This window comes from Arhodomonas sp. KWT2, assembly GCF_041949875.1.
GTDB classification, from domain to species: Bacteria; Pseudomonadota; Gammaproteobacteria; order Nitrococcales; family Nitrococcaceae; genus Arhodomonas; species Arhodomonas aquaeolei.
In genome coordinates, this window is the sequence record NZ_JBHFPQ010000043.1 from 205619 (window position 1) to 217582 (window position 11964).

The following is an 11964-nucleotide window of genomic DNA, read 5'->3' on the forward strand; positions in this document are numbered from 1 at the left end:
TTGATTCGTTCAGCGCGCCGGCGCTGGCGGTGTTCTGCGGACCGGCCGGCAAGGATACGCCGCCACCCGGCGCAAACCAATTCCGCACCGCACGCTCAAACGTAATGGTCCACGAGGCCGTTGCCGCCGATCAGGCCGCCGTTGTCCTGACGGATCTCCGAGGCGCCCGGACCGCTGCCCTGGCCGCCGCCGCCGTCGCCGGAGTGACCGCCGTCGGCGCCAGCGCCCCCGTCGCCAAAGGCCTGGGCGTTGCCGCCCTCGGCGCTGCCGTCACGCACCGAGACCTCGACCCCCGAGAACCCGTTGTCCGCCAGCATCGCCCGCAGCCGCGCGCTGTCCGCCATCAGGGCGTCCCGGGTGCCCGCGTGGTGGGCGACGATGGACACGCTGGTGCGGTCGTCACGGGTCGACACGGAGATCTCCAGCGGACCCAGATCCGGCGGGTCCAGCGTGACCCGGGCATTCTGGGTGCCGTTGTTCACCATCCAGGTGACCTGATCGGCCACGCCGCGGGTGAAACCGGGCTGCCCCACCGGGGTCGAGAGCTGCAGCGTCGGCGTCGCGTTGCCGCCGCGGCTCGCGGCGGCGCGGGTATCCACGCTGCCGAGCAGCGCGTCGAACCCGCCGTCGCGGCTGTTACTGTCGTCCGGCGCACTCCCCCCTGCCCCGAGCCCCTGGAGCAGCTGGGAGAGGCGGTCACCGGCATTCTGGCCACCCTTGCCGGCGGCAACGGCGCGCTGCAGGGCGTCGGCACCGTCGCCGTTGCTCCCGCCGGCCTGCTGTGCCGAGACCAGGGCCGCGATCCAGGCACCGATGTCCATGCCGGTACCATCGTCGTCACTGCCGTCGACATCGACATCGGCCTCCAGACCGGCGAGCTGGCCCGCCAGGGCGTCGGCGTCCAGCCCCGTGCCACCGGCGTCCTGGCCGGCGAGCAAGGCAAGCAACTGCTCACGGCTGAGACCGGCACCGTCCTCGCCGGCGAGCAGATCGCGGATCTGCTCCTTGCTCAGCCGCCGTCCGGTGGCGGCCTCGATGGCCTCGCCGAGGCGGGTCTCGAAGGCGTCGCCCCCTGCGCCGGCGCCCGCCTGGGCCGCCGTGCCCGGCGATGCGCCGGTGGTCTCCGTTGAAAGCTTGATCGACTGCATCAGTTCCTCCCCCCGTCACGGGCACCGCCGCGGCGCACACGCTGGGCAAAGTCGTCGTTCTCCCGCTGTTCCCGGCCGGCCTCGCGCCGGCGCTCCTCGCCGCGGTAGCGCTCGACCAGGGTGTCGAGTGCCCGGGCATCCCCCCAGGACTTCAGCCACTGCTCGCGCAGGGCGGTCACCTCCGCCTCGACCGCCTCCACGGTCTGGCGCTGCTGGCGCACCGCCGTGTCGATACGTGCCATGAAGGCGTTGTAGTCACGCAGCCTGTGGGCGTCCATCCCCGCCTGGCCGGAGACCGCGAAGCGCTGCTCGTACTCCCGACGGAAACCCTGGAGCTGGGCGAGGCGTTCGCGCTCCTGCTCGGCGTCGTCCCGGCGGCCGGCGAGACGGCGCGCATCCTCCCGCGCCCGCTCACCGGCGAGACGCTGGATGGGCTGCATGCGTTCGCTACGTCGTGTCAATGGCATCCCCTCTTAGGCAAGACTCGCCCCCGTGTCCTCGCCGATGAGGTCGTGCAGCTCGGCAACGGCGTCCCGGAACGAAACGGCCTCGCCGATATCCTGACCGAGAAACCGCATGATGGACGAGTGATAGGCGATCGCCTCGTCCACGGACGCGTCGCTGCCGTGCTGGTAGGCGCCGACGTTGATGAGGTCCTCGTTGCGCCGGTAGGTGGCATAGAGCCGCCGCAGGCGCTGACTCGCGCGTACGTGCGCGTCGTCGGTGATGTTGAGCATCGCCCGGCTCGCGGACGCCTCGATGTCGATGGCCGGGTAGTGGCCGCTCTCGGCGAGCGAGCGCGAGAGCACGATGTGCCCGTCGAGGATCGCGCGGGCGGAATCGGCCACCGGGTCCTGCTGGTCGTCGCCCTCGGTGAGCACCGTATAGAAGGCGGTGATCGAACCCTCGCCCCGACCGGCGTTGCCGGCGCGCTCGACGAGCTGGGGCAGGCGCGCGAACACCGACGGTGGATAACCCTTGGTCGCCGGCGGCTCGCCGATGGCCAGTCCGATCTCGCGCTGGGCCTGGGCGTAGCGGGTCAGCGAGTCCATGAGCAGGAGCACGCGCAGGCCCTGGTCGCGGAAGTACTCGGCGATGCTGGTGGCGAGCATGGCCCCGTGCATGCGCATCAGCGGCGAGGTGTCCGCCGGCGCTGCCACCACCGCGGAGCGCGCCAGCCCTTCCTCGCCGAGGATGTCCTCGATGAACTCCTTGACCTCCCGGCCGCGCTCGCCGATGAGCCCCACCACCACGACGTCGGCGTTGGTGTAGCGGGTCATCATGCCGAGCAGCACGCTCTTGCCCACGCCGCTGCCCGCGAACAGGCCCATACGCTGGCCCTGGCCCACGGTAAGCAGCGCGTTGATAGCGCGGATGCCCACATCCAGGGGCTCACGGATGGGGGCACGCCCCAGCGGGTTGATCGAGCGACCGGCGAGGGGCATGCGTGCCGGCGCCTCCGGCGCGGGACGGTCGTCCAGCGGCTCACCGCCGCCATCGAGCACGCGTCCGAGCAGATCGGGACCAACGTGCGCCGCGAGTGCCTCCTCACGGGGGAGCACCCGTGCGTTCGGGGTCACCCCGTGGAGCGCGCCGGTGGGCATCAGGAACAGCCGCCCCTCGGCAAAGCCGACCACTTCCGCCTCAACGCTGTGATCGCCGTGCCCGAAAATCTCGCAGCGCGAGCCCACCGGGGCCTCGCAGCCCTCGGCCTCCAGGGTGAGTCCGATCATCCGGCGCAACCGCCCCTCAACGACGGGGACCGGCCGCCGCAGTCCGTCGCGCCGGGCGGCGAGGCGCCCGGCCCAGTCCACGCGGCGGGCCTCAGTCATCGTCCGCCTCCCCGGCTGGATCCGCCCCGCCCTCCGCGGCCGTGTCACCGTCCCGGCCGTCGCCGAGCAGCGAGGCCGCGACGTTGGCGATCCGGGTCTCCAGCCGCGCGTCCACGTGGGAAGCACCGCTGTCCACCAGGCAGCCACCCCGGTTGACCGACGGATCCTCAACGATCCGCCATTCACCCTCGACGCCGGCATCGCGGAGCACGGCGGCATCGTCCGGATGCACCCTCAGGCGCACCTCACGGTTGTCCAGCGGCAGCTCCGCCACCGCCTCGCGCACCACGCCGACGATCTCGCCGTGCTGGGTGACGATTTCCCGGCGGATGACCTGCCGGGCCACCGCCAGGGCGAGCTCGGCGAGCCCCTGCTCCACCTCGGCGTCCATCTCCGCGGCTGGGGCCTGGAGCGAATCGAGCAGGGCCTGGAGCTCGCCGGCACGGCGTTTGATCTCCGCCTGCCCCTGGTCCAGGCCCGCCTGCCGGCCCTCGGCGAAGCCCTTTTCGTAGCCTTCGCGGCGCCCCTCCCGCGCGGCCTCGGCACGCGCCTCGGCCTGCATCCGTTCGATCTCCTCGACGCTCGGCATCTCCGGCGCCGGCTCGGTGGCCTCGTCGCGCCGGTTGCCCGCCATATCGGGGATCTCCCACGCACTGGCGACACCCGTGTCGTTCTCCTCGGCCCAGATCGGGCGGATACGCTCGCTCATACAAAGGACTCCCCACCGCCGCCGAGCATGATCTGGCCCTCATCGGCAAGCCGCCGCGCCACGGTAAGGATTTCCTTCTGCGCCTGCTCGACCTCGCTGACGCGCACCGGCCCCTTGGCCTCGAGATCGTCCTGGAGCATCTCGGCGGCGCGCTTGGAGAGGTTGCGCATGACCTTGTCCTTGACCCGGTCGTCCGCGCCCTTGAGCGCGAGCACGAGGATGTCCGTGCCGACCTCGCGCAGCAGCAGCTGCACGCCGCGGTCGTCGACGTCGGCGAGGTCGTCGAACACGAACATGAGGTCCTGGATCTGGTCGCCGAGCTCGCTGTCGGCGGTCTGGATATGCTCCATGACGTCGCTCTCAACGCTGGAGTCGAGGTAGTTCATGATGTTCGCCGCCGACTGTGCCCCGCCGATGGACGACGACTTGATCCGCTGCTTGCCGGAGAATTGACGCTCCATGATCTCGTCGAGCTCCTGCAGCGCGGCGGGCTGGATGCTCTCCAGGGTGGCGATACGCATGACGATGTCGTGGCGGATACGATCCGGCAGCTCCGCGAGCACCTGCGCGGCCTGGTCGGCGTCCAGGTAGGCAAGCACGATGGCGATGATCTGCGGGTGTTCCAGGCGCACCATCTCCGCGATCGTGCGTGGATCGAGCCACTTGAGCTGCTCCAGGCCGCGGGTGTTGCCGCCCATGAGGATGCGGTCGATGATGCTGCCGGCGCGGTCCTCGCCCAGGGCCTTGACCAGCACCGAGCGGATGTAGTCGGTGTTGCCGATGCCCAGCGACGTCTGCTCCTCGACGGTGGTGACGAAGTCGTTGAGGACCTTGTTGACCTGATCCTTGGAGACGTTTTCCAGGCTCGACATGGCTAGTCCCAGCTGCTGGACTTCCCGCGGGCCCAGGTGCTGCATGATCTCGGCCGCCTCGTTCTCGCCGAGGGTCATGAGAAATATCGCCGCGCGCTCCGCACCCGTCATGCCGTGCTACTCGCTGCTGCCTTCCGGACTGAGCCAGCTCTTGATGACGTTCGCCGCCAGTGCCGGCTCGCTACTGGCCATCTCGCGTGCCGCCTGCACGCGCTGCTCGTACTCCTCGCTGCCCCGGCTGCCACCGCCGCTCTCGACCTGTCGCTGGGCCCGCTCGGCCATAAGCTGCGCCTGCTCAGCACTCTGCCCCTCGAGCTGCGCGCTCTGAGCTGCCGCCTCGCCGTCCTCGCGCGCCTCACCGTCGCGGCGCCGGTCGCGTCCGAGCAGGCCCTGGATGAGCGGGCGAATCACTGCCAGGATCAACACCAGCCCCACGATGGTCGCGAGCAGCAACCGCCCGAGCTCCCATACCCAGGGCTGCTCCCAGAGCGGCGGCGACACGTCCGGCGCCTGCTCCACCGGGGCACGGAATTCCGTGCTCACCACGTCCAGTGTATCGCCCCTGCCGGGGTTGAAGCCCACAGCGCGCTGGACCAGCGAGCGGATCTCCTCGAGCTGGTCGGCGGAAAACGGATCGGCCACCGTCTCACCCGCATCATTGGTCGTGGTCGGCTGGTCCAGCAACACCGCCACCGAGAGGCGCTGGATCGTGCCCACCTCGCCCTTGCGGTGGCTGACCACCCGGCTGACCTCGTAGTTGCGGGTCGCGCTCTCGCTGGCGTCCACCACCTGCGTCTGGGCGCCGCCCTGACCGCCCTGGCCCTGGGCGTTGCCGCCCTGGCCGCCCTGGCCGCCCTGACCCTGAGCGTTCGCGCCCTGTTGACCCTGCTGTCCCTGCTGTACAGGGGCCAACTGGCCGCCCGCCGGCGGCTGATTGGTCAGGGCACCGGGGACACCGTTCGGCCCCTCGCCACGCACGGAACGATCATTGGAAATCTGCTCGCTGCGCAGCGCCGTCTGATCCGGGTCGTAGCGCTCCTCGGTCTGCTCGGTGACCGAAAAGTCAAGCTGCGCATCCACCTGCGCCCGCACCTTGTCCCGGCCCACGATGGGCGCGAGCAGATCGCGAATGCGCTGGACGTAGTTCCGCTCGATACGCCGCTGCTGGGCGAGCTGCTCACCGCTGGCCTCGGCACCGTTGCCCCCGGACTGCTCGGTGAGCAGCGTGCCGTCCTGATCGACCACTGAAACACGCTCGGCGCTGAGCTCGGGAACCGCGCCGGCGACGAGGTTGACCACCGCCCGGACCTGGCCGTCGCTAAGCGACCGGCCGGGAAATAGCGTGACGGTTACCGATGCGGTGGGCTTGCGGTCCTCGCTGACGAACGCCGAGCGCTCGGGGATGGCGAGATGCACGCGCGCCGAGCGCACGGCGTTGAGGCTGGTTATGGTGCGGCCGAGCTCGGTCTCCAGCGCCCTGTGGAACCGGGCCGTCTGCAGGAACCGGCTGGTGCCGAAGCCCGGATCCTTGCGCAGGCTCTCGAACCCCACACCACCGGTCTGCGGCAGGCCCTGGGCGGAGAGCGTCATGCGCGCGTCGTAGATGCGATCCATCGGCACCATGATGGCGCCGCTGTTCTCGTCCACCTGGAACGGGATGTTCGCCGTCTGCAGGGCGTCCATCACGGCACTGGCGTCCTCGGCGGGCAGATCCGAGAACAGGGGCCGGTACATGGGCTCCTGCACCCACATCACCAGGCCGACACCGGCGGCGATCGCCACTGCCAGGCCAAGCACCAGCGCGAGCTGACGGAATACCCGGTCGCCCAGGTACTCGCTGATGAGCCGGCCGAGCCGCCCCTGACCGTCGCGCCGCGGTCCCGACCCGGCGGTATCGGTGGCGGGCTGCTGCCCGGGCTGTGTCGTGAGTGCCTGACTCGCCTGCGCCATTGCCGTGCCCTAAGTTACACCTGCATCCGCGATATCTGGCGGTATGCGTCCAGTAGCTGGGTCCGGGTCTCCTTGACCGCAGTGAACGCCACCCGCGACTTCTGCCCCGCCACCATTGCCTCTGCCAGCGAGACGTTGCCGCCCCGGAGGAAGGTGTCGGATTTCTGACTCGCGGTCTGCTGCAGGTCGTTCACGGAACGCAGCGCATCGGTGAGCATCCCCTGGAAGCCCTGCGACGACGAGGCGGTGCCGGTCGCGGTGGCCGCGGCCTCGTTGGACGGTGTGCGCTGGGCCTGCGAGGCCAGGGTGCGCATCTGCGCGAGCACCTGCTGGATACTGGGGTCGGCCATGTTCATTCCCTCCACGGGCATTGGACCTGCCCCGGTGTTGCAAGGGCCGTGCCCACTTTCGAGAACCCCCGTCACGTGCCGGGCAAATCCGGCGCCGGCCGACGCAACGGCTCCGCCCGGAACTGCCGACAGCCGGCCTGTCGGCTGCCAGGAGCAGCCGACCTACCGGCCAAGCCGACCGCGCCGTGCCCCTCTCCCTTCACAGGAGAGGGGTTGGGGAGAAGGTGTAGCTCCCGCCGCCAAGGGTAGGCCGGACACGGCCGCCAGGCCGTGTGCGACGTCCCTGACCCCGCTCGGGCGCCCCGAAAGACGTCGCACGCCTGCGGCGCACGACCTACCCATCGTTGTAGGTCGGGCACGGCCGCCAAGCCGTGTGCGACGTCCCTGACCCCGCTCGGGCGCCCCGAAAGACGTCGCACGCCTGCGGCGCACGACCTACCCACCTTTGTAGGTCGGGCACGGCCAACGGCCGTGTGCGACGTCTTCGGTCAACCCCCCGCCGCCCGGGATATCCGCGAAACGCCATCCTGCTCCCCACACCCCGGTCACGCCGGGCGCGAGGCGGTGTCCTCGCGGTCGATACCATACTTGCGCAGCTTCTCCACGAGGGTCGTGCGACGCAGGTTGAGCAGCTTCGCCGCACGCGCCACGACGCCGTCGGTGGCATCCAGGGCGTCACGAATCAGACGCTGTTCCAGATCGCCGAGCACCTCGCGGAGGTCCATACCGGTCTCCGGATCCAGGGACGGCCAGCCCCCCCCGGCAGCATCCGATTCCACGGCCGCGGCCTCCGCTTCCGGCTCGGGCTCGGGGATGTGCTCGTCCACCGCTTCGAGAAGGCGTTCCGGCAGGTCGTCAACATCCGCCTCCTGCCACGGGTGGAGGATAGCCATGCGCTCGACCAGGTTGGCGAGCTCGCGGACGTTGCCCGGCCAGTGATAGCGCGCGAACAGCGCCAGCGCACGCGGACTGAACGACACGGAGCCCCGGCCGTCACTCTCGATCCGGCGCACGATCTCGTCCACCAGCACCGGGATGTCGGCGACCCGGCGCCGCAACGCCGGCAGCTCGATGGGGAAGACATTGAGGCGATAGTAGAGATCCTCGCGGAACTCGCCGTCGGCGATCCGCCGCTCCAGATCACGGTGGGTGGCCGCGATGATACGCACGTCCGCCTCGATGCTGCGATTGGAGCCCACCCGTTCGAAGGTGCGCTCCTGAAGCACGCGGAGGAGCTTGACCTGCATGTGCAGGCTCATGTCGCCGATCTCGTCGAGGAACAGCGTGCCCCCCTGGGCGAGCTCGAAACGGCCCTGGCGCGCCGAGATAGCACCGGTAAACGCACCTTTCTCGTGACCGAAGAGCTCGCTCTCCAGCAGGTCCGCGGGAATAGCGCCGCAGTTGACGGGTACAAACGGCTTGTCAGCCCGCCCGGACTGGGCGTGGATCTGCTGCGCCACCACCTCCTTGCCGGTGCCGGACTCGCCGAGGACCAGAACGCTGGCCTCGCTCGCGGCGACCTGCTCGATAAGCCGCCCGACGCGCTGCATGGTCCGGCTCTCGCCGACGAGCCGCGGCACCGCATCCCGCGCTCCCTCGGCGGGTCTCGCGGGCTGGCCGAGGACCTTCTGCATCGCCGACTGGAACTCCTGGCGGCGCAATGGCAATTGCAGGGTACCGACCACATTGGCACCACGGCTCAGCGCACTGCCCCGCTCCACCCCGACCAGGTAGGCCGGCACGCCGGGCAGGCGCTCCCACTGCGCGTTCAGCAGCTCGGCCCCTGAATCGTCGCCCCCGACGACAAGGCACAGCGCGGGATCGACCTCACCGAGCACGCCGTCGAACTCCGCCGGATGGGCCACACAGCGCGCCGTGTGCCCGACGAATTCCACGACAGCGCAGACGCCAGCAGCCCGCTCGGCGTCCGCGTCGAGCACCAGAACATTCGCCATTGCATTGCCCCGTTCATCAGAAGGGCCACCCCCTCAGGCGGCCTTGTTGTTCTTCCGGGGTGAGACACGTCCGCCTTCTTGTGTGCGCCGGTTCTCACCCGGGGCTAGAGTTCAGCAGTTCGAGAACCCGGCGTCAATGAACCGACGATCAAAGGACGCACCGTCACCAGGTGTCGACGCCCTGACACCCCGGTCGTGCGCCGCCTCCGTTGGTGCCGTGTCGCGCGTCGGCGGGAGCTGTCGCACACGGCCTACCGGACGGTTCGGTAGGTCGTGCGCCGAAGGCGTACGACGTCTCGGGTAGCGCCGTGTCGCGCATCGGCAGGAGCTGTCGCACACGGCCTCACGGCCGTGCACGACCTACCGGACGGTTCGGTAGGTCGTGCGCCGAAGGCGTGCGACGTCTCGGGTAGCGCCGTGTCGCGCATCGGCGGGAGCTGTCGTACACGGCCTGCGGCCGTGCACGACCTACCCGCGGTTCCCGAAGGCGGGCGACGTCTCTTGGGGCTCAGCGGGAAAAGCGGCGGTAGGCGTCGGCCGCCTGGCGCCCGCGCTGGGACTCCTCCAGCATGCGGGCGGCCTCGTCGCGGTGGGCACGGGCGAGCTCGATCAGCGACTCGTCGAGCTCAAGCACCCGGCGGACGCAGTCCGCGACCACCGGGGCGGCATCGTGGGGAACCGGGGTGGCAAAGAGCTCGCGGGAAAGCTCCTGGCGTTCAGCCTCGCGTTCGGCAAAGCCGACCCAGTCACCCGCCTCACCGAAGGTGCGCATCTCACGGGTGAGCGCCAGCAGCCGCCGCGCGATGCGTTCGCGCTCCGCGGCCGCGGCGGCATCGCCGTCAGACGGCGCCACCGGCCTGGGCGTTTTGCTGTCCGGGGGCATTGCGTGCCTCTGCCGGGATTCCGTCCCAGCCTTCCTTGATCTCGCGGAGCAGGGTCGCGACCTCGTCCAGCGCCGTCAAGTCATTATGCGCGTTGGCCGCCACCAGGCGCCGCTGCATATACTCGTACAGCGAATCCAGGTTGCTCGCCAGCTCTCCACCCTCTTCATGATTCAGACTGGCTCGCAGACCGTCGAGGATCCCGATCGCCTTGCCGATACGCTCGCCCTTCACCGCGACATCGCCACGCTCCATCGCGCCGCGGGCCTGGGCTACACGCTCCAGACCACCGTTGAACAGCATCGCTGTCAGCTGCCAGGGATCAGCGTAGTTCGCACCGCTGCGATCCACCTGCTGGTAGGCGTTAACGCCGTAAGTCATCTGCCGCTACCTCTGTCGTACCCCGTGTGCCCCGCTCCGGGGCGTCTGTTTCAAACGAACGCCAGTCGGCGCTAGTTGTCCCCGTTGGTGCTGATGTAGCCCGGCAGGCTCTTCAGCCCCTGGGTCAGCTGGCTCTGCATGCTGTCCATGTCCGAGACGATCTGGTCCATGGCAATAAACTGGTCGAGATACCGCTGCTGGAGGTTGGACATGCGCCGGTCCAGATCGTCGCGCTGGTCGGCGATACGATCGAGCCGGTCCTGCAGCCCGTCGGTGCGGCTGCTGATGAGCCCGTTATCGCCGAGATACGAATCGGCGATCTCCTCCAGCCGGCCCGCTACCCCGCCGGAATCCGCCGTGAACAGCTCCGCGACACCTTTCGGATTGTCCTCCAGGGCGGCGTTGAGACGCTCCTCGTCGATACTCAGCTGGCCGTCGCGACCAACCCCCAGGCCGAGATCCGCGAGGCTGCGGAGATCGCCCTCGACACCCTCGACGGGACTGGTCACGCCCTGGCGGACCTGCGTCTGCAGCCCGCGGGCGGTGGCGTCCCCAAGCAGCACAGAGGCCTCGCCACTGGCCTTGTCGTAGCTGGTCAGCTGGCTGATGGTCTGCATCAGGGTGTTGTAGCCCTTGACCATATCCTCCAGCGCGGACTTAACGCCGCTGTCGTCACGGCCCACGGTGAGTGTCTGGGTCTCGCCCGGCGCAGAGGACGCCAGGTCGATGGTCACACCGGGGATCACGTCGTCGATGCTGTTGCTCGAACGCGTCGCGGTCTGACCATCCACCTGGATCACCGCGTCCTCGGCGGTCTGGGTCTCGGTGAGGTTGCTCACGCCGGAGTCATAACGCAGTGCCGACAGGCCGGCGGCGTCCGTGTCGTCGCCGTCTCCGTCACCACTGACGCCGACGGTAATCGTGTTCTCGGTACCCGGGTCGTCCGCGGTGAGTACCAGGCGCGATTCGGTGTTGCCGCTGCTGTCGTCGACGTTGATGATGCTTGCGGTCACGCCGCCGTCGGCGTCGTTGATGGCGTCCCGAATGCCGGACAGGGTGTTGTCGCCGCTGCCGATCTCGACGTCGAACGAGGAACCACCGACACCGATACTCAGCGTGCCCGTGCCGACGGTAGAGTCCTCACTCCATCCCATGTCGCCGGCACTGGCGAGCTTCTGCGGGCTCGCCATCTTCGTGACCTCGATGGAGTAGGATCCGGTCTGCGCGGTCGAATCCGCCGAGGCAGTGAACACCTCGGAATCCGATGAGCTCGCGCTTCGCTGCCCGAAGGTATCGACCTTCTGCAGCCCCTGGATGCTATCGCTGAAGCTCGACAGGGCCGATTTCAGCGCGCCATAGGCCGAGAGCTTGGTCTGATAGGTCTCCTCTTTCGAGGAGAGCCGCGACTCGGCCGGCTCGCGCTCGGCGGACACGAGATCGGAAACTGTCTGGTTGATGTCCAGGCCGGAGCCGATTCCCAGGCTGGTGAGCGTTGACATGGGGCTGACCTCTTACCGATTGACCGCCGCCGGCGAACCGTCCGTCACGCCTCGGTCCGGAACAGTGCGCCGCCGTCTTCGTCGCTCAACTTGTGCATGAAACGCGCCAACTCGAGGATATCCTCGGGCGGAATCTGCCGGATCACCTCGTCGGTACGGCCGTCCACCACCTTCACCACGCTGCGTCCGGTGGCATCGTCCACGGAGAACTGCAGGTTATGGTCATAGCGCTCGAAGCGCTCGCGCAGCTGCTCCACGAGCTGCTCCGCCGCCTTGCGTTCACCCTCGCCGCCCAGGGCCGGGCGCTCCGAGTCCTGTATCGCCGAGGTGCGGGGCTGGTCCCCCGTGCGCTGCTGCTGCACCGTTGATCGAGACATTGAGCGGCCA

At 69.3% G+C, this 11964-nt stretch carries 12 protein-coding genes; all 12 read right to left on the reverse strand.

Annotation, left to right across the window (positions count from 1 at the left end):
* Positions 1-95 precede the first annotated feature (95 nt).
* Positions 96-1148: a flagellar hook-length control protein FliK gene (locus tag ACEZHJ_RS10310; RefSeq protein WP_375036477.1), complete on the reverse strand. Its 1053-nt coding sequence runs from the start codon at positions 1146-1148 to the stop codon at positions 96-98.
* Entirely contained in the window at positions 1148-1609 is a 462-nt protein-coding gene (gene fliJ / locus ACEZHJ_RS10315) for a flagellar export protein FliJ (protein ID WP_240466041.1), read from the reverse strand. Before fliJ ends, ACEZHJ_RS10310 begins: the two co-directional genes overlap by 1 nt.
* A 12-nt stretch (positions 1610-1621) precedes the next feature.
* Entirely contained in the window at positions 1622-2980 is a 1359-nt protein-coding gene (gene fliI, locus ACEZHJ_RS10320; protein WP_259199680.1) for a flagellar protein export ATPase FliI, read from the reverse strand.
* The gene (locus ACEZHJ_RS10325) at positions 2973-3689 is read right to left on the reverse strand and encodes a flagellar assembly protein FliH (RefSeq protein WP_018717366.1); all 717 of its coding nucleotides are present in this window, start codon (positions 3687-3689) and stop codon (positions 2973-2975) included. The genes fliI and ACEZHJ_RS10325 overlap by 8 nt, the downstream gene beginning before the upstream one ends.
* Positions 3686-4672: a flagellar motor switch protein FliG gene (gene fliG, locus ACEZHJ_RS10330; RefSeq protein ID WP_018717365.1), complete on the reverse strand. Its 987-nt coding sequence runs from the start codon at positions 4670-4672 to the stop codon at positions 3686-3688. Before fliG ends, ACEZHJ_RS10325 begins: the two co-directional genes overlap by 4 nt.
* Positions 4673-4678: 6 nt before the next feature.
* Positions 4679-6511: a flagellar basal-body MS-ring/collar protein FliF gene (gene fliF, locus ACEZHJ_RS10335; protein WP_375036478.1), complete on the reverse strand. Its 1833-nt coding sequence runs from the start codon at positions 6509-6511 to the stop codon at positions 4679-4681.
* Positions 6512-6525: 14 nt separating this feature from the next.
* On the reverse strand, positions 6526-6861 hold the full coding sequence (gene fliE, locus ACEZHJ_RS10340) for a flagellar hook-basal body complex protein FliE (protein WP_026320970.1): 336 nt from the start codon (positions 6859-6861) through the stop codon (positions 6526-6528).
* Positions 6862-7406: 545 nt separating this feature from the next.
* Complete coding sequence (locus ACEZHJ_RS10345) at positions 7407-8816, reverse strand: sigma-54 dependent transcriptional regulator (RefSeq protein ID WP_018717362.1); 1410 nt, start codon at positions 8814-8816, stop codon at positions 7407-7409.
* Positions 8817-9324: 508 nt separating this feature from the next.
* Entirely contained in the window at positions 9325-9669 is a 345-nt protein-coding gene (locus tag ACEZHJ_RS10350; RefSeq protein WP_018717361.1) for a flagellar protein FliT, read from the reverse strand.
* A complete protein-coding gene (gene fliS / locus ACEZHJ_RS10355) occupies positions 9656-10078 on the reverse strand; it encodes a flagellar export chaperone FliS (RefSeq protein WP_018717360.1) in 423 nt (140 codons plus the stop codon). The genes ACEZHJ_RS10350 and fliS overlap by 14 nt, the downstream gene beginning before the upstream one ends.
* A 71-nt stretch (positions 10079-10149) precedes the next feature.
* Positions 10150-11577, reverse strand: a complete 1428-nt coding sequence (gene fliD / locus ACEZHJ_RS10360) for a flagellar filament capping protein FliD (RefSeq protein ID WP_163138570.1) — start codon at positions 11575-11577, stop codon at positions 10150-10152.
* Positions 11578-11621: 44 nt separating this feature from the next.
* Positions 11622-11954: a flagellar protein FlaG gene (locus ACEZHJ_RS10365; RefSeq protein ID WP_084594097.1), complete on the reverse strand. Its 333-nt coding sequence runs from the start codon at positions 11952-11954 to the stop codon at positions 11622-11624.
* Between the last annotated feature and the right edge of the window lie 10 nt (positions 11955-11964).